The organism is Pseudomonas sp. THAF187a, from assembly GCF_009363395.1.
Lineage (GTDB): Bacteria > Pseudomonadota > Gammaproteobacteria > Pseudomonadales > Pseudomonadaceae > Aquipseudomonas > Aquipseudomonas khazarica.
The window spans coordinates 78,483-102,100 of sequence record NZ_CP045349.1; the positions used below are offsets into that span (position 1 = coordinate 78,483).

Genomic DNA, 23,618 nt, shown 5'->3' on the forward strand with positions numbered 1-23,618 from the left:
GCGCGCACAGCCTCGGCCGGCCCGGGTGGTCAGGCGGGGCCGGATCGGGCAAGCTGCCTGTACTCATTCAGGGAGGAATGCCATGTTCAGACCGATACTGTTGCTGGGCCTGCTGGCGCTCGCCGGCTGCGTCGAGGATGAAGTGCCGCTGGCCGAGGAGCAGCACCTGCTGCTCAGTGGCGAGGACTTCGCCGCCTATGAGGTGCCGGTGGACGGCCACTACGACAAGCAGGTGACCTACGCCGCGCGCACCATCGACCTCAGCTTCGAGAGCGATGACAACGAGTGGTTCTACCTCTACAGCGGGGTGTCGCTGTATCCGCGCGCCAGCGATGCGCTGATGACCAGCTACGCCGAGACCTTCGGGGCGTCGTTCGGCCTGCGCGACAGCGGTCTGGAGCAGCAGGACCTGCCCCTGGAGACCGAGCTGGCCAGCCGCATCAGCCTCAAGTTGCTGACCCAGGACGGCGAGCCGGTCGGCAACCTGTTCTATGTCACGGTGGGCAACAAATCCATGTTCACGATCTTCACCGGCATCTACTTCGAAGAGCCCGGCGACTTCGAGGCATTCATCGCCCCCAAGTTGCGCGCGCTGCGCGAGTACCGGCATGACGACCCGCTGCTGACCTGGGCCGGGCGAACGCTGGGCTTCGCCGACTAGCGGGCCTCAGCCGAAGAACCAGTAGCACACCGCGATGGCGGCGACGATGCCGGCCGCGTCCGCGACCAGGGCGCAGCCCACGGCGTGGCGTGCGCGTTGCAGGCCGACCGCGCCGAAGTACACCGCCAGCACGTAGAAGGTCGTCTCGGTGCTGCCCTGCACCGTGGCGGCGATCAGCGCCGGGAAGCTGTCGACGCCGAAGTTCTCCATCGTCTCGATCAGCATGGCGCGTGCGGCGCCGCCGGAGAACGGCTTGATCAGCGCGGTCGGCAGCGCGTCGACGAAGCGTGTGTCCCAGCCCAGTGCCTCGACCAGCCAGCGGATGCCGTCCAGGCCGAAATCCAGGGCGCCGGAAGCACGCAGCACGCCAATGGCGCAGAGCATGGCGACCAGGTAGGGCAGCAGGCTCTTGGCCACGTCGAAGCCTTCCTTGGCACCTTCGATGAAGCTTTCGTACACCGCGACGCGGCGCAGGGCGCCGACGACCAGGAACAGCAGGATCAGGCCGAACAGGGTGAGGTTGCCCAGCAGCGAGGACAGCGCGGCCAGGGCCGTGGCGCTCATGCCGGCGAGCAGGCTCATGAAGCCTCCCAGCAGCAGGGCGGTGGGAATCAGGTAAGCCAGCACCACCGGGTCCCACAGGCGCAGGCGCTGCATCGCCGCCACGGCCAGCAGGCCGGCGAGGGTCGAGGCGCTGGTGGCCAGCAGGATCGGCAGGAAGACCAGGGTCGGGTCGTCGGCGCCCTGCTGCACGCGGTACATGAAGATCGACACCGGCAGCAGGGTCAGGGACGAGGTGTTGAGCACCAGGAACAGAATCTGCGCGTTGCTCGCCGTGGTCGCGCTGGGGTTGAGATCCTGCAGGGCGCGCATGGCCTTGAGGCCGATGGGCGTCGCGGCATTGTCCAGGCCCAGGCCGTTGGCAGCGAAGTTCATGCTGATCAGGCCGAGCGCCGGATGGCCGCGCGGTACTTCAGGCATCAGGCGGGCGAACAGCGGCCCGAGCAGGCGTGCGAGCAGGTCGACCAGCCCGGCCTTTTCGGCGATGCGCAGCAGGCCGAGCCACAGGGTCAGGGTGCCGAACAGCACCACCATCAGCTCCACCGAGAGCTTGGCCATGGCGAACAGGCTCTCGACCATGGCGCCGAATACGCTGGCGTCGCCACCAATCAGCCAGCGTGCCAGGGCGGCGATGGCGCCCAGCACGAAGAAGCTCAGCCACAGGCCGTTGAGCATTGCGATCCCCCTTGGGTTATGGCGGGGGATGATAGCGCGCCGGCCGCTTCAATGCTGCGGCCAGCGTACGGACGTCAGTACCAGTTCGGGTCGCTGCGCAGCTGTTCTTCCAGCAGCTCACGGACCTCTTCGTCCGGATCGCCCAGCCAGCGCAGGCTGGCATGTTCGCTGGGGGCGCGGTCCTCCGGCAGACCGTCCGGCACCTGTACGTAGAGCGCATAGGCATCGTCGTCTTCCCATTCGAAGGCGACGTAGACGCGCTGGTTGAAGCAGTTGTGCGCTTCGCACACCTGACCGACCAGGAAGCGATCACTCTCGGCCTCCACGGCCTGCATGGGGGTGGAAAGGCCGCTGAGGTTCATCAGCCATTCCGGCAGGCGCTGTTCGTCCCTGACAAGGTCTTGCCAGGCTTCGCGGTACTCGGCGTTGCTGGTCAGCAGTTCACCGGGGTGGAAGCTCGCGTCTCGATCGGCGGCCTGAGCCGCCAGGCCGCCGCCCATCAGCAGGGCGGCGGCAATGGCGTGGATCGACTGCATCTAGGTCTCCTTACACGCGGGGGCGACGGCCCATCACGAACGAGATGATGAACAGCACCAGGAACACCACGAATAGAATCTTGGCGATACCTGCAGCGGTGCCGGCGATACCACCGAAGCCCAGTACAGCAGCGATGATGGCGATGATCAGAAAGGTAAGTGCCCAGCTCAGCATGGCGTTTCTCCTCGATGACTCAGTGAGTGATGGCCCAGGCAGGCCATGGGTCTTGCGTGTCGCTCGCAACGGCCGGCTGCGGCGAGTTGCCCGTGGGCAGCTCCAGTTCGGCGGTGTTGCGGCTTGCGCACAGGGTCTGGCCGATCAGCAGGACGCTGGCGAGCGTCAGGCCGAGCAGAAGCAGCAAGCTGGCAAGTACCAGGGCGACTATCCACATGGCGGTTCTCCTGTTGCACCTGAGGCGGATCGCTCGGATTGCTGGCGGGTCCGTCTCTTCCTTCAACGCTGCGACCGGTACATGACAGGTCGCTCACTGAAGGTATTGCAGCGCCCGTGCCAGTCTTTTCTGATAATTAAAGTTCTTGAAAATCATATGGTTACGAAATTCCAGCGATGAACCTGGCGGGCATCCTGCCCGAATGGGCCTGTGCCGGTCGTGCGTTTTGCCCGATCGGTCAGGCGTCATGACGCGCCGGCGCTTGCCAGAGTGGTCGCCCGTCGACTGCGCAGTCGGTATACTCGCAGCGCCTGCCATGCGGGTTCCGCGCCCAGAACAACAACCGCGCCGCGAGTCTCGAGCCGATGAACGACTACGAACAGGAAGACCCGATACCCCAGGGCGACCTCGCCCTGCAGATCACCGCGCTGCCGCGTGAGACCAATGGTTTCGGTGATATCTACGGCGGCTGGCTGGTGTCCCAGATGGACCTCGCCGGCACCGCCATGGCCAGCAAGGTCGCTGGCGGCCGGGTGGCCACCGTGGCCATCGATCGCATGGCCTTCCTGGTGCCGGTGGCGGTGGGCGCACAGCTGTCCTTCTACACCCAGGCGCTGGAGGTCGGTCGCAGCTCGATCCAGATGATGGTCGAGGTGTGGAGCGACGACCCGCTGTCCAACGAGTGGCGCAAGGTGACCGAGGCGGTGTTCGTGTTTGTCGCCATCGACGGCAGTGGCCGCACCCGTCCGGTACCGCCACGTCGCGGCTGAGCGACCGCGAAACGGGAAAGCGAACAGCAAGAACGAAAACGCCGGCGACAAGCCGGCGTTTTGTTTGCTGCCGAGTGATCAGCCGCGGATGTTGTAGATGTCCTTGTCGGCCACTTCCGCATAGTCGTACAGGCGCTGCAGGTAGGCCTTCTGGTGTTCCCAGACCTTGGCCGCTGCCGGGTCGGCCGCTGCGCTGGCCTCGACCACTTCACCCGCCACTTCCTTCAGGCGTGCCAGCACCTCGTCGGGCAGGCGACGCACTTCGACGCCATCGGCCTTGAGTTGCTCCAGGGCTTCCATGTTCTTGGCGTTGTAGTCGTCGAGCATGTCGCCGTTGACGTCACGCGCGGCGGCACGAACGATCGCCTTGAGGTCGGCCGGCAGGGTTTCCCAGGCCTTGATGTTGATGTCCAGTTCGAACAGGACGCTCGGCTCCTGCCAGCCCGGGGTGTAGTAGTACTTGGCTGCCTTGTGCAGGCCCAGGGCCAGGTCGTTGTATGGGCCGATCCACTCGGTGGCGTCGATGGCGCCGGTCTGCATGGCGGTGAAGATCTCACCGGCCGGCATGTTGACCACGGTGCCGCCCATCTTGGTCAGCACTTCGCCGCCCAGACCCGGGGTACGCATCTTCAGGCCCTTGAAGTCGTCGACCGAGTTCATTTCCTTGTTGAACCAGCCAGCGGTCTGTACGCCGGTGTTGCCGCAGGCCATCGGTAGCACGCCGAATGGCTTGTAGACTTCTTCCCACAGGGCCTGGCCGCCGCCGTAGTGCAGCCAGGCGTTCATTTCCTGGGCGTTCGGGCCGAACGGCAGGGCGCAGAAGAACTGTGCGGCCGGCACCTTGCCCTTCCAGTAGTACGGTGCGCCATGACCCATTTCGGCGGTACCGCGAGAGACTGCATCGAACACTTCCAGGGCCGGAACCAGTTCACCGGCTGCGTACACCTTGACCTTCAGGCGGCCGTTGCTCATTTCATCGACCAGCTTGGCGAAGCGCTCGGCCCCCACGCCGACGCCAGGGAAGTTCTTCGGCCAGGAGGTGACCATCTTCCAGGTGAAGGTCTGGGCACTCGAACCCTCTTGAGGTGCTGCGCTGCTCTTGGCCTCTTCTTTGCAGCCAGCCAGTGCGGTTGCTGCAAGGCCTACGCCCGCTGCGGCGAGTATGTCGCGACGTTTCATGCAATGCTCCTTCTTGTTGTATTGGTCTGACCACGGGATCGCCGAAGGTAGACCGGGCGTGAATAACATAGGGGGTCGTGACCCACAAGCCTAGTTGCTACGACTAAAGTAGTACGGGCATTGCTGCATCACCGGTAGCCTGCCTAGAATCCCCGGCCTGCGGCCCACAAGGACGCGGGCGGCGTGATGTGCAGCCAACCGGTTTGCTGTCCTGTCTCCTACTCATAACGATAAAGGACTCACTATGTCCGACAAGCCTCCACTCCCCCTCGCTCTTGCGTACCTGATCGATGCTCTCAACGCCTGGCTGGGCAAGGCCTGCGCCTGGCTGACCCTGTTCCTGGTGATCGGCACCGCCATCGTCGTGGTGCTGCGTTACGGTTTCGGTATCGGCGCCACCGCCCTGCAGGAGGCGGTTCTCTACGCGCATGCCCTGGTCTTCATGGGTGCTGCCGCCTGGGTTCTGCAGCGCAACGGCCACGTCCGCGTGGACATCTTCTATCAGAACTTCAGCGGCCGCCGTCAGGCGCTGGTGGAGGTGCTCGGCAACCTGCTGCTGCTGTTGCCGGTGGCGCTGTTCCTTGGCTGGGCCAGCTGGGACTACGTCAGCAACTCCTGGTCGACGCTGGAGGCCTCCAGCGAGTCGGGCGGCCTGAAGTTCGTCTACCTGCAGAAGAGCATCATCCTGGTGCTGGTCGCCAGCCTGGTGCTGCAGGGCATTTCCAACCTGATCAAGGCACTTTGCGTCATCAGCGGTCGCCTGCCGGCTCCGGAGGTGAAACATGGCTGAGTTGATGGCGATTCTGCTGTTCGTCAGTATCTGCGTGGCCCTGATGGCCGGCTTCCCGGTGGCGTTCACCCTGGCCGGCGTGTCCCTGCTGTTCGCCGGTATCGGCGTACTCACCGGAACCTTCGACGCGGGCTATCTGAGCGCCCTGCCGAACCGTCTGTTCGGCATCATGAACAACCAGACCATGCTCGCCGTGCCGTTGTTCGTGTTCATGGGGGTGATGCTGGAACGCTCACGGGTGGCCGAGGACCTGCTCGAGTCCATGTCGCGCCTGTTCGGCACCCTGCGTGGCGGCCTGGCGATCTCCGTGTGCGTGGTCGGCGCCCTGCTCGCCGCGAGCACCGGCATCGTCGGCGCCACCGTGGTGACCATGGGCCTGCTGGCGCTGCCGACCATGCTGCGGCGTGGCTATGACCCGGCGATCGCCACCGGCACCCTGGCCGCCACCGGCACCCTGGGGCAGATCATCCCCCCGTCCATCGTCCTGGTCCTGCTGGGTGACGTTATGTCCAGCGCCTACCAGCAGGCGCAGCTGAAGATGGGTATCTTCTCGCCGAAGACCGTATCGGTCGGTGACCTGTTCGTCGGCGCGCTGCTGCCCGGCCTGCTGCTGGTCGGCCTGTACATCGCCTACATCATCTTCGTCGCGATCTTCCAGCCGAAGAAACTGCCGGCGCTGCCGCAGGAAGAGCTCGGCCCGATCGAATGGGGCAAGCTGGCCAAGGCGCTGATTCCGCCGCTGATCCTCATCGGCGCGGTGCTCGGCTCCATCCTCGCCGGCTACGCGACGCCCACCGAGGCGGCTGCGCTGGGCGCGGTCGGTGCCATGTTGCTGGCCCTGAGCAAGAACAAGCTGAACCTCGGCCAGCTCAAGGAAGTGGCCTACGGCACCACCGAAATCAGTGCCATGGTCTTCATGATCCTGATCGGCGCCTCGCTGTTTTCCCTGGTGTTCCGTGGCTTCGGTGGCGAAGTGCTGATCGAGGACGTGTTCGCCCAGTTGCCGGGTGGCGTGCTCGGTGCGTTCTTCCTGGTGATGCTGGTGATCTTCCTGCTCGGCTTCATCCTCGACTTCATCGAGATCACCTTCGTGGTGGTGCCGATCGTCGGGCCGGTACTGCTGGCCATGGGTCTGGACCCGATCTGGCTGGGCGTGATGATCGCCCTCAACCTGCAGACCTCGTTCCTCACCCCGCCGTTCGGCTTCGCGCTGTTCTACCTGCGGGGCGTGACACCGGCCAGCGTGGCGACCAGCACCATCTACAAGGGCGTGCTGCCGTTCATCCTGATCCAGATTCTGCTGCTGGTGATCGCCTACCTGTTCCCGGGGCTGATCACCTGGCTGCCGGAACAGGTTTATGGTCCGTAGGTCATAGCTTGCAGTGAGCAGACGCCCGTCCCTGTGACGGGCGTTTTTGCTTCCTGTGCACGGCATGCTTCAACCAGACCCTACTTCGTGGAGCGAGAGGCCCTCATGAGCAAGACCCAAGTCGAACGCGTGGAGCTGGACCAGCTCACCTGCTGGCGCATACGGGCGCAGCGCAGCGAGCTGCTGGTTGCCCAGCAGGGCGCGCAGATTCTCAGCTACCAGCAGGATGACCAGCCCCCGCTGATCTGGCTGAGCCCCGACGCGGCCTATCGGCATGGCCAGAGCGTGCGTGGCGGCGTGCCCGTCTGCTGGCCCTGGTTCGGCGATCTGCGGCGCAACCCCGAGGCGGTGCAAGCGCACTATCAGCACGACGAGGCGCCGGCGCACGGCCTGGTCCGTGGCCTGGACTGGCAACTGCTGGGCATCGCCGAGGAGGATGGCGCGGTCAACCTGCGCTTTGCCTTCGACAGCCGCGAACAGCCGCTGCCCGGCTGGCCGCGCGATGCCGCCGTGCACTTCGACATCCGCCTGGGAGACGACCTGCAGCTGCGCCTGGAGACGCAGAATCGCAGCGACCACCCGCTGACCCTGAGCCAGGCACTGCACACCTATTTCGCCGTCAGCGACGTGCGCCAGGTTCACGTGGAAGGGCTGCAGGGGTGCCGCTACATCGACACCCTGCAGGACTGGCAGGAGCTGCGCCAGGAGGCCGCGCCAGGATTCGCCGGCGAGACCGACCGCATCTACCTCGACACACCGGCTCGCCTGAGCATCGTCGACCCGGCCTGGGGGCGGCGCATTCACCTGGACAGCACCGGGTCACGCTCGGCGGTGCTGTGGAACCCGTGGGTCGACAAGGCCAGGCGCCTGTCGCAGTTTCCCGATGAGGCCTGGCAGAACATGCTGTGCATCGAGACCGCCAACCTGCTGGAGGATGTCGTGCAGCTGGAAAGCGACGAACGGCATCGATTGCAGCTACGCCTGTCCAGCGAGGCTACGGCGCCCTGACGGGCGTCGTCCCCAGCTGTCGCTCTGGCATAAAGCCAGCACTGCAAACAGTGGTCGGCATCACAAAAGGACAATATCAATAAGCCATCAAATGTGATGCGCCACTAATTTGCTAGTAAGTTATTTCCTACAACTATCGAAGAACTTATCCGTACGGCAAAACATCGATAACAACTTGTTGGAAGTGCGCGACAAATACCAGGTACTGACGTTCCGGCAATAATCCGGAAGATGTCGACGAATGTTAGGCATTTCACACTTTGGGCGGTTGCCCACCTTCGATCATGGGGCTAGGATGCCCGACTCATAAGGATCTTGCGCAAGTTGTTGCACAAACAGCTGCGCAAAAAGTTGCGCACTGCGGTGTTTTTGCGATGGCCGGATGGCCGTTTGCGATGCCGTGGAAGTTGCCCACTTTAATAGTCGAGTCATGGAATGACGTACTCCAGCAAGCTGACAGCGCATTATCTCGATCTGGCCAGGACGCCTATTAATGAAGGCAACTTCGCCGGCGAGGATGTGCGCTATTCCAGTGAATACGAATTGCTGGAAACCGAACTCGGCAAAGCGGCCTCCCTGCATGAAACCGGCGGCATCGACTGGCAGAAAGTGCGTGAGGGCAGCGAGAGCCTGCTGAGCACCCAGTCCAAGGACCTGCGGGCCGCCACCTGGCTGACCTGGGGGCTGTTCCAGCGCGAATCCTTCGCCGGTCTTCAGGCCGGCCTCAACCTGCTGCACTACCTCTGCGAACAGCGCTGGCACGAGCTGCATCCGCGCAAGGCCCGTACCCGCACCGCCGCCATCAACTGGTTGCTGCCCCGCCTGGAACAGGCGCTGGCCGAACACGTGCCGATCAGCGAGCAGCTGCCGCTGTTCCGGCGCATCGCCGAGCACCTGCACGGGCTCGAAGCCAGCCTGTCCAGCCACCTGGGCGAGGACTCGCCCCTGCTGCTGCCGCTGTGCCGGCGCCTGGACGAGCAGATCAAGCGCGCCAGCCAGGGCCAGGCCGAGCCCGGCGCGGTGGGAGCGGCGATTGCGCAGGTCAAGCAGGTCGCGACCCAGATCATCACCGGCACTGGCCCGATCGAGAGCGAGAAGGATGCGCACAAGGCCCTGCGCACCCAGCAGGACGCGGCTCGGCCATTGTGCAGCTGGTGGCTGAAGAACAAGGCCACCGACCTCAAGCCGCTGCGCCTGTCACGCACCCTGCTCTGGCTGCCCATCGAGTCGCTGCCGGAGCGTAACGCTGAACAGATCACCGCCCTGCGTGGCCTGCCTGCCGACAAGCTGGCGTCCTATAAGGAGCGCTTCGCCCAGGGCGCCTATGCCGACCTGCTGGCCGACCTCGAGGCCAGCATCGCGCGTGCGCCGTTCTGGCTCGATGGCCAGCGCCTGGTCTGGGAGTGCCTGCAGGAGCTCAAGGCCGAGCAGGCCGTGCGCGAGGTGGAGATCCAGCTGGCGCTGTTCCTGCAGCGCGTGCCCGGTCTCGACGAACTGCGCTTCCACGACGGCGTGCCGTTCGCCGACGCCGAGACCCGTGCCTGGATCGGCGCTCACGTGCTGCCGCACCTGCAGGCCCCGGAAGTCGAGAAGAAGCCCAGCGCCACTGAGCAAGGCGTCACGCCGCCATGGGAAGAGGCCCTGCAGCAGGTGTTGCCTGGCCTGCGCAAGGACGGCCTGAAGCCCGCCGTGCAGCAGCTCAAGCAGGGCATGTCGCGCGCCCGCGGCGGCCGCGAACGCTTCTTCTGGCAACTGACCCTGGCCCGTCTGTGCTTTGCGGCGAAGAAGTACGACCTGGCCAAGACCCAACTCGAATCGCTCGACCAGACGCTGCAGGCCTCCGGCCTCGGCGAGTGGGAACCCGATCTCGCCCTGGACGTGCTGCGTCTGCTGCACAACTGCTGCGAGCTGCTGCCGCAGAACCATGCGGTGCGTGACAGCAAGGACGAGATCTATCGCAGGCTGTGCCACCTCGATCTCGAGGTGGTGCTGGAGTAAGGCGCCAATACGCCAATCAAGGCCTCCGGGCCATCAACGCAAAGGAGAACACCCATGGCCAAAGAAGGCTCGGTAGCCCCCAAGGAACGCATCAACGTCACCTTCAAACCCGCCACTGGCGGCGCCCAGGAAGAAATCGAACTGCCCCTGAAGCTCATGGTGCTCGGCGATTTCACCCAGCGCGCTGACGATCGCAAGATCGAAGACCGCAAGCCGATCAGCATCGACAAGAACAGCTTCGACGAAGTGCTGGCCAAGCAGGAACTGAACCTGACCTTCGCCGTACCGAACCGTCTGCAGGACGAAGAGACCGACGACGAGCTGGCCGTGCAGCTGAAGATCAACTCCATGAAGGACTTCAACCCGGCCAACCTGGTCGATCAGGTCCCGGAGCTGAAGAAGCTGATGGAACTGCGCGACGCCCTGGTCGCCCTGAAAGGCCCGCTGGGCAACGCCCCGGCCTTCCGCAAGGCCATCGAGAGCGTGCTCTCCGACGACGACTCGCGTGACCGCGTGCTCGGCGAACTGGGCCTGGCCGCCAAAGACAAGCTCGACTCCTGATACTCACTGACAAGGACGCATATTCATGAGCACGACCAGCGCAGCCGTAGAAAGCAGCCAAAGCGCCGCCGACCTCGGTATCCTCGACCGCATCATCGCTGAAACCAAGCTGACTCCGGACGACGAAGCCTACGACATCGCCAAGCGTGGCGTGTCGGCCTTCATCGAAGAGCTGCTCAAGCCGCAGAACGAAAACGAGCCGGTGAAAAAGGCCATGGTCGACCGCATGATCGCGGAGATCGACGCCAAGCTCAGCCGGCAGATGGACGAAATTCTCCACCACCAGCAGTTCCAGTCCCTGGAATCCTCCTGGCGCGGCCTCAAGCTGCTGGTGGATCGCACCAACTTCCGCGAGAACATCAAGCTGGAGATCCTCAACGCCTCCAAGCAGGATCTGCTCGATGACTTCGAAGACAGCCCGGAAATCGTTCAGTCCGGCCTGTACAAGCACATCTACACCGCCGAGTACGGCCAGTTCGGTGGTCAGCCGGTCGGCGCCCTGATCGCCAACTACTTCTTCGATCCGAGCGCCCCGGACGTCAAGACCCTGCAGTACGTCGCCTCGGTGGCCTGCATGTCCCACGCGCCGTTCATCGCTGCTGCCGGCCCGAAATTCTTCGGCCTGGAAACCTTCACCGGCCTGCCGGACCTGAAGGACCTCAAGGATCACTTCGAAGGCCCGCAGTTCACCAAGTGGCAGAGCTTCCGCGAACAGGAAGACGCCCGCTATGTCGGCCTGACCGTACCGCGCTTCCTGCTGCGCAACCCGTACGACCCGGAAGACAACCCGGTGAAGACCTTCGTCTACAAGGAAAACGTGGCCAACAGCCACGAGCACTACCTGTGGGGCAACACCGCCTACGCTTTCGCCAGCCGTCTGACCGACAGCTTCGCCAAGTTCCGCTGGTGCCCGAACATCATCGGCCCGCAGAGCGGTGGCGCGGTTGAAGACCTGCCGCTGCACCACTTCGAGAGCATGGGCGAGATCGAGACCAAGATCCCGACCGAGGTGCTGGTTTCCGACCGCCGCGAGTACGAACTGGCCGAGGAAGGCTTCATCGCCCTGACCATGCGCAAGGGCAGCGACAACGCCGCGTTCTTCTCCGCCAACTCGGCGCAGAAGCCGAAGTTCTTCGGCATCAGCGAAGAAGGCAAGACCGCCGAGCTGAACTACAAGCTGGGCACCCAGCTGCCGTACATGTTCATCATCAACCGTCTGGCCCACTACCTGAAAGTGCTGCAGCGCGAGCAGATCGGCGCCTGGAAAGAGCGCACCGACCTCGAGCTGGAACTGAACAAGTGGATCCGCCAGTACGTGGCCGACCAGGAGAACCCGAGCGCCGAAGTGCGTAGCCGTCGTCCGCTGCGTGCCGCCCAGGTCATCGTCAGCGATGTCGAAGGCGAGCCGGGCTGGTACCGCGTCGGCCTGAACGTGCGTCCGCACTTCAAGTACATGGGTGCCGACTTCACCCTGTCGCTGGTCGGCAAGCTGGACAAGGAGTAAGCATCGATGGCCTACGGCAGCCTGTTCGAGCGCCTCGGTGGCGAGGCCGGCCAACGTGCCGGCTGGAGCCGCGAGGTCGCCGCCATGGCCTCGGTGGCTGCCCATCTGGCCAAGATGCTCAGCACCCGTGCGGGCAGCGTGCAGACGCTGCCCGACTACGGGTTGCCCGATTTGAACGATATGCGCCTGTCGCTGCACGACTCGCTGCAGCAGGCGCGTATCGCCATCGAACGCTTCATCGAAGCGTACGAACCCAGACTGTCCCAGGTGCGCGTGATTTCCCTGCCGCGCACCCATGACCCATTGCGTCAGGCCTTCGCCATCGACGCGATGCTGGAGATGGACGGTATCAAGCGTCAGGTCAGTTTCTCCGCGAGCCTGGATGGCAGCGGTCAGGTCAACGTCAACCCAGGAGCCTCCCATGTCCGGTAAACCCGCCGCTCGCCTGAGTGATCCCACCGCATGCCCGATCCCGGGCCACGGCACCAACCCGATCGCCGCCGGCTCGCCCGACGTGCTGTTCGACGCCCTGCCCGCCGCGCGCATGGGCGATGCCTCCGCCTGTGGCGGCGCCATGGCCGGCGCGGTGATTCCCACCGTGCTGATCAACGGCAAGCCGGCGGCGGTGGTCGGTAGCGTCGGTAGCCATGGCAATACCGTGGTTGCAGGCTCCGGCACCGTGTTGATCGGTGGTTGAGATGTCGGTGATGAACCCGTCCTCGAGTCCTCTGCCCGTACCGCCCGCGCCATGGGAACTCTTTCCCCATGTCGACGCCAGTGGCCTGGGTAGCCTGCAGGGCAATCTCGAGCACTGGTGGCATCACTGCTGGTGGCCTTACTGGCAGTCCCTGACTCAGGAGCAGCGCAGCGACTGGTTGCACAACCCCGCTCACCCTGAAGCCTGGCGTGAGTATGTGCAGTTGCAGGACGCCTTTGCCGGCAATGACCTGGAGTCGTCTGTCTGATGTCTTTCCATCATGGCTATCAGGGCGACTTTGCGCCTCAGGGAACACTGGGCTTCAGCGTGATGCTCGCTGCGTTCTCTGCACTCGGTGCCTGTGTTCCCTACCCGCACTCGGTGATCCGGAACGCTGCCATCGAGGGCCGTGTGCTGTCTGCCGAGACAGGGTTGGGCGTGGCGGGCGCCACGCTCGAGCTGCAGGTTCGCAGTGACGCGTCGTGGCTATCCGAAACCCTCAGCGATTCCGCTGGGCACTTCGCCTTTGCCGAGCGACGCGACCATCGCCTGATGGCCCGGCTGGCCGATGCGCCACGCTGCCTGACCGCGCTCTCGGTCAGTGCCCCGGGTTATCACACGCGTCGCTGCGGCTGGATCAGCCTGCAGGGATGCTCGTCAGAACCGATGAAGCTGCCACGGCTGCTGCTGCAGCCGGAACACCTCGCAGAGCGCGAAGAAGAGATGCCGGACAGCCTCTGGCAATGCACCGAATCGGCCATGGAGAAGGCCCGCTAATGTCTTTCAACCATTACTACCAGAGCGAACTCACTGCCCTGCGTCAGCTGGGCAAGCGCTTCGCCGAGCGCAGCCCGGCGCTGGCGCCGTTCCTTGGCCAGGCGGGACGCGATCCGGACGTCGAGCGCCTGCTGGAGGGCTTCGCCTTCCTCACCGGGCGCCTGCGGCAGAAGCTCGATGACGAGCTGCCGGAGCTGACTCACTCGCTGATGCACCTGCTGTGGCCGAATTACATGCGCCCGCTGCCGGCCTTCAGCATGCTGCAGTTCGATCCGCTGACCCGGCCCGGCCCGGCGCTGCCGGTCAATCGCGGTACGCCGGTGGAAGCCAAGGCCATCGAGGGCGTTACCTGCCGCTTCCGCACGTGCTTCCCCACCGAGGTGCTGCCGCTGTCGCTGACCGGCCTGGATTACTCGGTCAAGGGCGATGGCGCGCTGCTCAGCCTGCGCCTGGGCATGACCGCCGATGGTCACATTGGCGAGATCGGCCTGAACAAGCTGCGCCTGCACCTGGCCGGCGAGCGATACATCGGCCAGATGCTCTATCTGGCGCTGCTGCGCAACCTCGGTGGCATCCAGGTGGTGCCCCTCGATGCCGCAGGCAAGCCGCTGCTGGATGCCTTCGGCCAGGCCCTCGGCACCCTCCAGCTCAAGCCCGAGCTGGTGCAGCCGGTAGGTTTCGCCGAAGACGAGGCGCTGATTCCCTACCCGCTCAATACCTTCCGCGGCTACCGCTACCTGCAGGAGTACTTCGCCTTCCAGGAGAAGTTCCTGTTCGTCGACCTGCTCGGCCTGGATGCCGTCAACAGCCTGCCCGAGGACCTGCTCAAGCAGGCGCGCGGCCTGGAGCTGCGCTTCGATATCCACAAGGCCGGCGTGCAGCGTATTCGCCCGACCCTGGAAAACGTCCGCCTGTACTGCACGCCGGTGGTCAACCTGTTCCAGCATGACGCCATTCCCATCCGCCTCGACGGCAAGCAGGACCAGTACCTGCTGCTGCCCGCCGAGTTCGATGCACAGCACTGCGGCGTGTTCTCGGTCGACCGTGTCACCGGCTGGAAGCCGGGCGGCATGGGCTACGAGGAGTACGTGCCGTTCGAGTCGTTCGAGCACGATCCCAGCTTCGACGTGCCGATGGCGCGCCCGCACTACAGCGTGCGCCAGCAGCCGTCGATGCTCGGTGATGGCCTGGAGACCTGGCTCAGTTTCGGCCTGCGCAACCTGGACCGCCACGAGACGCTGTCCATCGAGCTGACCTGCACCAACCAGAACCTGCCGCGTCAGCTGAGCCTGGGCGACATCTGCCTGCCCAGCGAGGACACCCCGGATTTTCTCAGTTTCCGCAACATCAGCGCGGTCACGCCGTGCTACGCGCCACCGCTGCATCGCGACTTCCTCTGGAAGCTGATTTCCAACATGTCGCTGAACTACCTGTCGCTGGCCAACGTCGAGGCGCTCAAGGTGATCCTCGAGACCTACGACCTGCCGCGCTACTACGACCAGCATGCCGAGCGAGTCAGCAAGCGCCTGCTGGGCGGCCTGAAGAAGATCGGCCACCGCCATGTCGACCGCCTGCACCGTGGCCTGCCAGTGCGCGGGGTGCGCACCGAACTGGTGATGAACCCGGAGGGCTACCTGGGCGAAGGCGACCTGTTCCTCTTCGCTTCGGTACTCAATGAATTTTTCGCGCTGTACGCCAGCCTCAACTCGTATCACGAGCTGCAGGTACAGAGCACACAGGGAGAGTTGTACAAATGGACGCCACGTATGGGGCAGCAGCCCCTACTCTGAATCGGTTCAGCCGAGGCATCCGCGAGTACAGCCTGTTCCAGGCCGTGCAGCTGGTGCTGGAGCGCCTCGGGGCCGCCCATCCGCATCTGGATGAAGAGCGCCTGTACGAGTACCTGGAATTCCAGGCCAACCCGAGCCTGGGCTTTCCGGGCAGCGATATCGATCGCGTGCAGTTCTTCGAGGAGCATGGCGAGCTGCGGGCGCGCATGCGCGTCAACCTGGTCGGCCTGTTCGGTGGCGGCTCGCCGCTGCCGGCGTTCTACAGCGAGCAGGCCCTGGGTGACAGCGAGGACGGCAACCCGACGCGCGACTTCCTCGACCTGTTCAACAACCGCCTGCAACGCCTGTTGCTGCCGATCTGGCGCAAGTACCGCTATCGCGCCTGCTTCCAGAGCGGTGCGCTGGATGCGTTCTCGGCGCACCTGTTCGCCCTGATCGGGCTGGGCAGCGAGCAGATTCGCCAGGCCCAGGAGCTGAACTGGAAGCGCCTGCTGCCCTACCTCGGCCTGCTCAGCCTGCGCGCCCACTCCGCAGCGCTGATCGAGTCGGTGCTGCGTTACTACTTCAAGCATGCCGAGCTGTTTATCGAGCAGTGCCTGGAGCGCCAGGTGGTGGTGCTGGAGGAGCAGCGCAATCGCCTCGGCCGCGCCAACAGCCTGCTGGGCGAGGACACCGTGCTCGGTGAGCGCGTGCGCGACCGTGGCGGCAAGTTCCGCATCCACGTGCGCCAGCTGGGCTGGACACGCTTTCACGAATTCCTGCCGATCGGCACGGGGTACCAGCCGCTGTGCGCGCTGGTGCGTTTCACCCTGCGCGATCCGCTGGACTACGACATCCGCCTGGAGCTGCGTCAGGACGAAATCCGCGACCTGCGCATCGGCGAAGGCAACCCCTGCCTGCTGGGCTGGACCACCTGGCTCGGTCGTGAGAACGCCGACGGCCTGGTGACGCTCGGCAGCAAGATTCATTAAGGACAGATGAAATGATCAACGTCGACCTGCAACAACTGGTTCAAGCCCTGGACGCCGCGAGCAAGCGCGACCTGGAGATGGCCGCCGAGCGCTGCGTGGTGCGTGGCGGCAACAAGATCCTCGTCGAAGACCTGCTGCTGGGTCTGCTGGAGCGCCCGGAGAGCCTGCTGGCGCGTGCCCTGCAGGATGCCGAGCTGGACGCCGGTGAACTGGCCCAGGCGCTGCAGCCGCGCGGCGAGCACAGCGAGTCGCGCAACCCGGTATTCAGCGCCGAGCTGGTGCAGTGGCTGCAGGATGCACTGCTGGTGGCCAACCTGGAGCTGGGCGCCAGCCAGATCGACCAGGCGGCGCTGATCCTCGCCCTGCTGCGCAACCCCATGCGCTATGCCGGCAGCCGTTACCAGGCCCTGCTCGGCAAGCTCAATGCCGAGCGGCTGCGTGACTTCGCCCTCAGCCAGCAGCCGCAGAGCGCAGGCGGCAAGCCGGCCGCGCCTGGCGAGTCGAACCTGGCGCGCTTCACCCACAACTTCACCCAGCAGGCCCGCGACGGCAAGCTCGACCCGGTGCTGTGCCGTGACGGCGCGATCCGCCAGATGGTCGATATCCTCGCCCGTCGCCGCAAGAACAACCCGATCGTGGTGGGCGAGGCCGGCGTCGGCAAAACCGCCATCGTCGAAGGCCTGGCCCTGCGCATCGCCACCGGCGAGGTGCCGCAGGTGCTCAAGGGCGTCGAGCTGCTGTGCCTGGACCTCGGCCTGCTGCAGGCCGGTGCCAGCGTCAAGGGCGAGTTCGAGCGTCGTCTGCAGGGCGTGATCGATGAAGTGAAGGCCTCGCCCAAGCCGATCATCCTGTTCATCGACGAAGCCCACACCCTGATCGGTGCCGGTGGCCAGGCGGGCAGCGGCGATGCCGCCAACCTGCTCAAGCCGGCCCTGGCCCGTGGTGAGCTGCGCACCATCGCCGCCACCACCTGGAGCGAATACAAGAAGTACTTCGAGAAGGACCCGGCCCTGGCCCGCCGCTTCCAGCCGGTGCAGCTGCACGAGCCGACCGTGGAGGAGGCAGTGACCATCCTGCGCGGCCTGGCGCCGGTGTACGAGAAGAGCCACGGCATTTACCTGCGCGACGATGCGGTGGTCGCCGCCGCCGAACTGTCGGCGCGCTACCTGGCCGGTCGCCAGCTGCCGGACAAGGCCGTGGACGTGCTCGACACCGCCTGCGCCCGTGTACGCATCAGCCTGGCGGCGGCCCCCGAAGCGCTGGAGCGCCTGCGTGGCGAGATCGCCGAGGGCGAGCGTCAGAGCGAGGCCATGCGCCGGGACCTGGATGCGGGCCTGAACATCGACGGCGAAGCGCTGGATGCCCTGGAGAGTCGTCTGGTTGCCGCGCGCGCCGAGCTGGAGCAGGTGGAAACGCGCTGGAGTGTGCAGCGTGAGCTGGCCGAGCGCCTGCTGGAGCAGCGCAAGCAATGCGCCGCCGCCCGCCTGGCCGGCGACGAGGCACCCAGCGACGAGTCGGCTGAAGCGCCGCGTGCGAGCCTGGAAGAACTGGAAGAGCAACTGCGTGCCATTCAGGTCGAACTGGCCAGCGCCCAGGCCAGCGAGCGCCTGGTCAGCTTCGAAGTCTGCCCGCGCCTGGTGGCGGAAGTGATCAGCCACTGGACCGGGGTGCCGCTGAGCCAGCTGGCCCGTGAGCACAATACCAAGGTCATCACCTTTGCCGACGACCTGCGCCAGCGCGTGCGCGGCCAGGAGCAGGCGATCCAGGCGCTGGACAAGGCCATGCGCGCCACCGCCGCCGGCCTGAACAAGCCCGATGCGCCGGTGGGCGTGTTCCTCCTGGTCGGCCCCAGTGGTGTCGGCAAGACCGAGACCGCGCTGGCCCTGGCCGACCTGCTGTACGGCGGCGAGCGCTTCCTCACCGTGATCAACATGTCCGAGTTCCAGGAGAAGCACACCGTTTCGCGCCTGATCGGCGCACCGCCCGGCTACGTCGGCTATGGCGAGGGCGGCATGCTCACCGAGGCGGTACGGCAGAAGCCCTACTCGGTGATTCTCCTCGACGAAGTGGAGAAGGCCGATCCGGACGTGATGAACGTCTTCTACCAGATCTTCGACAAGGGCGTGGCCAACGACGGCGAAGGCCGCGAGATCAACTTCCGCAACACCCTGATCCTGATGACCAGCAACCTGGCCAGCGAGCGCATCGCCAGCCTCTGTGCCGGCGGCGAGCGTCCGGCGGCCGAGGACCTGGAGCTGGCCATTCGTCCGCAGCTCAGCCAGCACTTCAAGCCGGCGCTGCTCGGGCGCATGCGTGTGGTGCCCTACTACCCCATGGACGGCGACCTGCTGCGCCAGCTGGTCGGCCTCAAGCTGGCCCGTTTCGGCGAGCGCCTGGCGCGTCGCCAGCTCGCGTTCAGCCACTGCGACGGTCTGGTCGAGCACCTGGCCGAACGGTGCACCCATGGCGACAGCGGTGCCCGCCTGATCGATCACCTGATCGACCAGCACCTGCAGCCGCTGGTGGTCGACCGCCTGCTCGACGCCATGGCCGCAGGGGAGACCCTGCAACGTGTGCACGCCACGCTGGACGCCGATTCGGCCGTGACCTGCGAGTTCGTCTGAGGTGCCGCCGATGTTCGCCGAAGTCCCGCAACCCCTGCGCTACGCCGAGGCCCTGCTCGGCCGCTATGCCGAGCTGGCTGGAGCGGCCAGTGCCGAGAGCCTGCTCGCCGGCCTGGTGCGCGCGGCAGCGGAGCTGGCCGACTGCGCGTTGGGGCAGCTCTACCTGCTGGACCACACCAATACCCGGCTGGCGCTGACGGCCGAGTGGCTCGATGGCGTGCTGCAACCGCGTGAGGCGGCCAGCCTGCCCAGCGACTACGACGGCGAGCAGCTGCTGCAGTACTGCCTGTGCCAGAACCAGGTGCTGTGCATCACCGAACTGGACAGCGCGCTGCATTCCATCGCCTGCCTGCCGGAGACCAACCGTGCCTGGCGCAGCCTGCTGTGCCTGCCGCTGCATGACGGCGCCGGTCACGTCCGTGGCCTGCTGCTGGTCGCCAGCCACGAGCGGCGCATCCTGCAGGGCTTCGCCAGTTCCTTCGCCCAGCTGGGTGGCTTCGCCCTGGCTCAGTTGCACCTGCTGCGGCGCCTGCGTGCGCCGACGGCCGACGGCGAGGCGCTGGCCGCGCCCGTGGCCTCCGCTCCCGGTACGCCCTGCGCCAGTGGCTATGGCCTGCTCGGCCAGAGCCAGGCCATGCGCCGCGTCTATCAGTTGATCGGCAAGGTGCTGCACAGCCCGGTCAGCGTCCTGCTCACCGGCGAGACCGGCACCGGCAAGGAACTGGTCGCCCGCGCCATCCACGATTGCGGGGCGCGGCGAAGCAAGGCATTCATCGTGCAGAACTGCGCGGCGTTGCCGGAGAACCTGCTGGAAAGCGAGCTGTTCGGCTATCGCAAGGGCGCCTTCACCGGCGCCGACCGTGACAAGCCGGGCCTGTTCGATGCAGCCGACGGCGGCACCTTGTTCCTCGACGAGATCGGCGACATGCCGCTGGCGCTGCAGGCCAAGCTGCTGCGCGTGCTGCAGGAAGGCGAAGTGCGCCCCCTGGGCAGCAGCGAAACGCACAAGGTGGATGTGCGCATCGTCGCCGCCACCCATCAGGAACTGCGCAAGCGCGTCGAGGACGGCCGCTTCCGCGAGGACCTGTTCTATCGCCTGTCGCACTTCCCCATCGAGCTGCCGCCGCTGCGCGAGCGCGACGAGGACATCCTGCTGCTGGCGCGTCATTTCGCCAGCACGGCCAGCGGCCTGCTGCAGCGAGATGCCTGCCGCTGGAGCGACGCCGCGCTGGGGCACCTGGCCGGCTATGGCTTCCCAGGCAACGTGCGCGAACTCAAGGGCCTGGTCGAGCGCGCGGTGCTGCTCTGCGAAGGCGGAGAGCTGCTGCCCGAGCACTTCAACCTCGAACAGATGCAGAGCACGGGCAACGAGCCGCTGAGCCTGCGCGAGCGCATGGATCGCCTCGAGCGCAACCTGCTGCTCGACTGCCTGCGCAAGAACCGCGGCAACCAGACCAACGCCGCCAACGAACTGGGTCTGCCCCGGCGCACCCTCCTGTACCGCATGAATCGGCTGAAGATCAGCCCGAGCGAGGTCTGAGCATGCTCGCCCGTTTCTTATCCACTTACCTCCTAGGAGCGCATTCCATGTTGCATCGCTATCGCGCCGCCGCCCTGCTGGCGCTGGCCATCGTTCTGGCCGGCTGCTCCGGCAACTACAAGTTCAGCGACGATCAATACCGCCCGCTGGGCGATCCGCAAGCCGAGAAACGCGGCCACTGACCGCAAGGAGTAGGTTCACCATGGAACTGGTATTCGATGTGGTCAGCGCACAGCAGTTCGTGCCAGGTCTATTGACCACCAAGACCTTCAAGCAGGCCGGCGGGGTGATTGGCCGCGCTGAGGAATGCGACTGGGTGATCCCGGATCGCAAGCGCGTGCTGTCCAGCCGTCATGCGGAAGTCAGCTACCGTGATGGCGCCTTCTACCTGACCGACACCAGCAGTAACGGCATCGCCCTCAAAGACAGCGGCGCCAGTCTCGGCAAGGGTCGACCGCAGCGTATCGAGCACGGCAGCGTCTACTGCCTGGGCGACTTCGAGATCCGCGCTCGGCTGATTCAGGACCCGGCGATGTTCGAGGGCGATATCGGCCTGCCGCAGGCCGCCGGCAGCATCATCCCCGACGACGCCTTTCTCGACCTCGACCCGCTGACCGCCCTGGATCAGCAGGAGCGCGTCTACGCCGAGGTGGATGACCTGACCGCCGTATTGCGGCCCGACACCGCCCATGCGCAGCAGCGCGACTATGCGCAGATCGACGAGGAAAACCTGTTGGTTCCCGAGCTGGTCGTGCCGCAGCCCGCGCCGCAACCGAAGCCTGCGCCGGAGCCCGAGCGCCTGCCGCCGAGCTTCTGGGAGAAATTCTCCGACGCGCTCGGGGTTCGCCTCGACGACCTCGACGAAGACGCGCGTCAGGCCCTGGCGCTGAATGCCGCCCGGCTGCTCAAGCAGAGCGTCGGCAGCCTGCAGCAGGCACTGCGTACGCGCAGCGAGCTGAAGAACGAACTGCGTCTGGCCCTGACCACGGTGCAGAGTGCCGGCAACAACCCGCTCAAGCACGGCCTGGACAGCAGCGAGACGCTGGGCGCCCTGCTGCGTGGCGGCAAGGCCGGGCAACTGCCCGCGGAGCAGGCCATCAGCCGCAGCTTCCGTGACCTGCAGGCACACCAGGTGGCGCTGCTCGCCGCCAGCCGTGCGGCGGTCAAAGGCATGTTGGAGCAGTTCGACCCCGAGCAACTGACCCTGCGCTTCGAGCGCAGCGGACGCAAGCCGCTGCTGGCCACCGACGGCAGCCGCTGGCGTGCCTACCGTCGCCTGCATGCCTCGCTGGAGCAGAACGACGACTGGAGCGATCGCCTGTTCGCCCGCGACTTCGCCAATGCCTACGAAGAACAGGTCCGCCTGATCGCCACCCTCAATACCGACCTTCAAGGATGATGCCCATGCCTCGCCTGTTTTCTCTGGCGCTGTGCGCCCTGTTGCTGACCCTGAGCGGCTGCTCCGCGCTGTCGCCCTACTCGCACATGACCAAGCTGGACCTGAGCCTGGCCGGCAGCGATCAGCTCAATCCCGACCTCAATGGTCGTCCGTCGCCGATCGTGGTGCGCCTGATGGAGCTCAAGCACCCGGTCGCCTTCGAGAACGCCGATTTCTTCTCCCTCTACCAGCGTCCCAAGGAGGCCCTGGCCCCGGACCTGGTGGCTCAGGAAGAGCTGGAGCTGCGCCCGGGTGAAACCCGTGAACTGAAGCTCTCGGTGCAGGAAGGCAGCCGTTACGTCGGCGTGCTCGCCGCCTACCGCGACCTGCCGGAAGCCAGCTGGCGGTTCGTGATCGACATCGACGAGCAGGAGCGCAACGCGGCGAACCTGCGCCTCGACGAGCGCGGCATCCGCAACCTCGACGACGAGCAGGAGCAGAGTCGATGAGCCAGCACAAAGTCATCTGGCAGGAAGGCATGCTGCTGCGCCCGCAGCACTTCCAGCAGAACGATCGCTACGTCGATCAGCAGCTCAAGCTGCGTACGCAGAAACTGGCCAGCTACGCCTGGGGGTTCTTCGAGCTGGAGATCGACCGCCAGTTCCTCAACATGGGCAAGCTGGTGGTGAGCAAGGCCAGCGGCGTGCTGCCTGACGGCAGCCTCTTCGACCTCGGTGCCGAGCGCGAGCCGCTGGGCCTGGACGTGCCGCCGAATACCGGCAATACCCCGGTCTACCTGGCGCTGCCGCTGGTCACGGGCAACCATATTGAGAGCCGCCGTTCCGAACAGCAGGACGTGCTGGCCCGCTACATCGCCTTCGACGAGGAAGTGACCGACTCCAACGCCGGTGACAGCAGCGTCAGCCAGGTCAGCACCGGCCGCCCGGATTTCCGCCTGCTGCTCGGCGAGCAGCAGAGCGACCAGGGCTACGTGCGGATCAAGCTGTGCGACGTGCTCGACACCACGCCTGACGGGGTGATCAGCCTCGACCCGGAGTTCAGCCCGACCTACGTCAACTTCCAGGCCTCGGGCTACCTGCTGAGCTGCCTCAAGGAAGTGATCAGCATGCTGGCGCACCGTGGCGACATCCTCGCCGAGCGTATCCGCGCCACGGGCAAGGTGGGCGGCGCCGAGGTCGGCGACTTCATGATGCTGCAGCTGATCAACCGCTACGAGCCGATCCTGCGCCACCACCTGGGGGTCGAGCAGGTTCACCCGGAGCAGATCTACCGTGAACTGGTCGGGCTGCTCGGCGAGCTGGCCACCTTCTCCAGCGAGACCAAGCGTCCGCGCCTGGAGGGCCGCTACCTGCACAGCGACCAGGGCATGAGCTTCCGCAAGCTGATGGACGCCATCCGCCAGGTGCTGTCGATGGTGCTCGAACAGCACGCCATCGAACTGCTGCTGCAGCAGCGCCAGTACGGCATCCAGGTCTCGCCGCTGCACGACCACAAGCTGCTCGGCACCTCCAGCTTCGTGCTGGCCGCCAGCGCCCAGTGCGATTCCGAGGAGCTGCGTCAGCGCCTGCCGGCCCACCTCAAGGTCGGCCCGGTCGAGCGTATCCGCCAGCTGGTCAACCTGCACCTGCCGGGGATCAAGGTCAAACCGCTGCCGGTGGCGCCGCGCCAGATTCCCTTCCACTCGGGCAAGACCTACTTCGCCTTGGAGCTCAGCTCCGAGGAACTGGCGCAGCTGGAACGCTCCGGCGGCTTCGCCTTCCACGTGTCCGGCGAATTCTCCGGGCTTGAGCTGAAATTCTGGGCGATCAGGAACTGA

At 65.6% G+C, this 23,618-nt stretch carries 25 protein-coding genes; 20 read left to right on the plus strand and 5 right to left on the minus strand.

The features are described 5' to 3' along the window. Window positions 1-82: 82 nt before the first annotated feature. Window positions 83-661, plus strand: a complete 579-nt coding sequence (locus tag FIV02_RS00350; RefSeq protein WP_152487492.1) for a hypothetical protein — start codon at window positions 83-85, stop codon at window positions 659-661. Between the two features lie 6 nt (window positions 662-667). On the opposite strand, the gene FIV02_RS00355 is transcribed toward FIV02_RS00350, so the two are convergent. From FIV02_RS00355 to FIV02_RS00370, 4 genes are all read right to left on the minus strand, one after another. Continuing rightward, on the minus strand, window positions 668-1,897 hold the full coding sequence (locus FIV02_RS00355) for a nucleoside recognition domain-containing protein (protein ID WP_134676663.1): 1,230 nt from the start codon (window positions 1,895-1,897) through the stop codon (window positions 668-670). A 74-nt stretch (window positions 1,898-1,971) separates the two neighbouring features. Then, window positions 1,972-2,433, minus strand: coding sequence for an inhibitor of vertebrate lysozyme family protein (locus tag FIV02_RS00360; RefSeq protein WP_037052171.1), 462 nt, complete (start codon window positions 2,431-2,433; stop codon window positions 1,972-1,974). Between the two features lie 10 nt (window positions 2,434-2,443). After that, window positions 2,444-2,608, minus strand: coding sequence for a DUF1328 domain-containing protein (locus FIV02_RS00365; protein ID WP_037052169.1), 165 nt, complete (start codon window positions 2,606-2,608; stop codon window positions 2,444-2,446). Window positions 2,609-2,627: 19 nt separating this feature from the next. Beyond that, a complete protein-coding gene (locus FIV02_RS00370) occupies window positions 2,628-2,825 on the minus strand; it encodes a hypothetical protein (protein ID WP_037052167.1) in 198 nt (65 codons plus the stop codon). Window positions 2,826-3,190: 365 nt separating this feature from the next. Here FIV02_RS00370 and FIV02_RS00375 point away from each other — a divergent pair, with 365 nt between their 5' ends. After that, a complete protein-coding gene (locus FIV02_RS00375; protein WP_021442733.1) occupies window positions 3,191-3,595 on the plus strand; it encodes an acyl-CoA thioesterase in 405 nt (134 codons plus the stop codon). Window positions 3,596-3,673: 78 nt separating this feature from the next. Here FIV02_RS00375 and FIV02_RS00380 read toward each other — a convergent pair whose 3' ends face one another. Continuing rightward, window positions 3,674-4,774 carry a TRAP transporter substrate-binding protein gene (locus tag FIV02_RS00380; RefSeq protein WP_037052165.1) on the minus strand — a complete coding sequence of 367 codons (1,101 nt, stop codon included), beginning with the start codon at window positions 4,772-4,774 and terminating at the stop codon, window positions 3,674-3,676. Between the two features lie 244 nt (window positions 4,775-5,018). Here FIV02_RS00380 and FIV02_RS00385 point away from each other — a divergent pair, with 244 nt between their 5' ends. The 18 genes from FIV02_RS00385 (at window position 5,019) to tssK (ending at window position 23,618) form a co-directional block, all read left to right on the plus strand. Further along, entirely contained in the window at window positions 5,019-5,564 is a 546-nt protein-coding gene (locus FIV02_RS00385; protein WP_037052162.1) for a TRAP transporter small permease subunit, read from the plus strand. Further along, entirely contained in the window at window positions 5,557-6,933 is a 1,377-nt protein-coding gene (locus tag FIV02_RS00390; RefSeq protein ID WP_037052157.1) for a TRAP transporter large permease subunit, read from the plus strand. Before FIV02_RS00385 ends, FIV02_RS00390 begins: the two co-directional genes overlap by 8 nt. A 105-nt stretch (window positions 6,934-7,038) precedes the next feature. Continuing rightward, a complete protein-coding gene (locus FIV02_RS00395; protein ID WP_152487493.1) occupies window positions 7,039-7,941 on the plus strand; it encodes a D-hexose-6-phosphate mutarotase in 903 nt (300 codons plus the stop codon). 435 nt (window positions 7,942-8,376) lie between these two features. Further along, complete coding sequence (tssA, locus tag FIV02_RS00400; RefSeq protein WP_152487494.1) at window positions 8,377-9,939, plus strand: type VI secretion system protein TssA; 1,563 nt, start codon at window positions 8,377-8,379, stop codon at window positions 9,937-9,939. 54 nt (window positions 9,940-9,993) lie between these two features. Further along, on the plus strand, window positions 9,994-10,500 hold the full coding sequence (tssB, locus tag FIV02_RS00405; RefSeq protein WP_037052146.1) for a type VI secretion system contractile sheath small subunit: 507 nt from the start codon (window positions 9,994-9,996) through the stop codon (window positions 10,498-10,500). A gap of 25 nt (window positions 10,501-10,525) precedes the next feature. Then, entirely contained in the window at window positions 10,526-12,004 is a 1,479-nt protein-coding gene (gene tssC, locus FIV02_RS00410; protein ID WP_037052143.1) for a type VI secretion system contractile sheath large subunit, read from the plus strand. A gap of 6 nt (window positions 12,005-12,010) precedes the next feature. After that, on the plus strand, window positions 12,011-12,436 hold the full coding sequence (tssE, locus tag FIV02_RS00415; RefSeq protein WP_037052140.1) for a type VI secretion system baseplate subunit TssE: 426 nt from the start codon (window positions 12,011-12,013) through the stop codon (window positions 12,434-12,436). Then, window positions 12,426-12,701 carry a PAAR domain-containing protein gene (locus FIV02_RS00420; RefSeq protein WP_152487495.1) on the plus strand — a complete coding sequence of 92 codons (276 nt, stop codon included), beginning with the start codon at window positions 12,426-12,428 and terminating at the stop codon, window positions 12,699-12,701. The genes tssE and FIV02_RS00420 overlap by 11 nt, the downstream gene beginning before the upstream one ends. Window positions 12,702-12,711: 10 nt before the next feature. Next, the gene (locus tag FIV02_RS00425) at window positions 12,712-12,969 is read left to right on the plus strand and encodes a hypothetical protein (protein WP_152487496.1); all 258 of its coding nucleotides are present in this window, start codon (window positions 12,712-12,714) and stop codon (window positions 12,967-12,969) included. Continuing rightward, window positions 12,969-13,478: a carboxypeptidase-like regulatory domain-containing protein gene (locus FIV02_RS00430; RefSeq protein ID WP_152487497.1), complete on the plus strand. Its 510-nt coding sequence runs from the start codon at window positions 12,969-12,971 to the stop codon at window positions 13,476-13,478. Before FIV02_RS00425 ends, FIV02_RS00430 begins: the two co-directional genes overlap by 1 nt. Then, window positions 13,478-15,268, plus strand: coding sequence for a type VI secretion system baseplate subunit TssF (tssF, locus tag FIV02_RS00435; protein WP_037052131.1), 1,791 nt, complete (start codon window positions 13,478-13,480; stop codon window positions 15,266-15,268). Before FIV02_RS00430 ends, tssF begins: the two co-directional genes overlap by 1 nt. Further along, a complete protein-coding gene (gene tssG, locus FIV02_RS00440; RefSeq protein WP_037052128.1) occupies window positions 15,232-16,239 on the plus strand; it encodes a type VI secretion system baseplate subunit TssG in 1,008 nt (335 codons plus the stop codon). Before tssF ends, tssG begins: the two co-directional genes overlap by 37 nt. 11 nt (window positions 16,240-16,250) lie before the next feature. Next, window positions 16,251-18,863, plus strand: coding sequence for a type VI secretion system ATPase TssH (tssH, locus tag FIV02_RS00445; RefSeq protein ID WP_152487498.1), 2,613 nt, complete (start codon window positions 16,251-16,253; stop codon window positions 18,861-18,863). A 10-nt stretch (window positions 18,864-18,873) separates the two neighbouring features. Further along, window positions 18,874-20,403 (plus strand): sigma 54-interacting transcriptional regulator, encoded by a 1,530-nt coding sequence (locus tag FIV02_RS00450; protein WP_152487499.1) that lies wholly within the window; start codon window positions 18,874-18,876, stop codon window positions 20,401-20,403. Between the two features lie 47 nt (window positions 20,404-20,450). Beyond that, the gene (locus FIV02_RS00455; protein ID WP_037052120.1) at window positions 20,451-20,585 is read left to right on the plus strand and encodes a hypothetical protein; all 135 of its coding nucleotides are present in this window, start codon (window positions 20,451-20,453) and stop codon (window positions 20,583-20,585) included. 20 nt (window positions 20,586-20,605) lie between these two features. Beyond that, window positions 20,606-21,802 (plus strand): type VI secretion system-associated FHA domain protein TagH, encoded by a 1,197-nt coding sequence (gene tagH, locus FIV02_RS00460; protein ID WP_037052117.1) that lies wholly within the window; start codon window positions 20,606-20,608, stop codon window positions 21,800-21,802. Window positions 21,803-21,807: 5 nt separating this feature from the next. Beyond that, the gene (gene tssJ / locus FIV02_RS00465) at window positions 21,808-22,290 is read left to right on the plus strand and encodes a type VI secretion system lipoprotein TssJ (protein ID WP_037052114.1); all 483 of its coding nucleotides are present in this window, start codon (window positions 21,808-21,810) and stop codon (window positions 22,288-22,290) included. Next, window positions 22,287-23,618, plus strand: coding sequence for a type VI secretion system baseplate subunit TssK (gene tssK / locus FIV02_RS00470; protein ID WP_152487500.1), 1,332 nt, complete (start codon window positions 22,287-22,289; stop codon window positions 23,616-23,618). Before tssJ ends, tssK begins: the two co-directional genes overlap by 4 nt.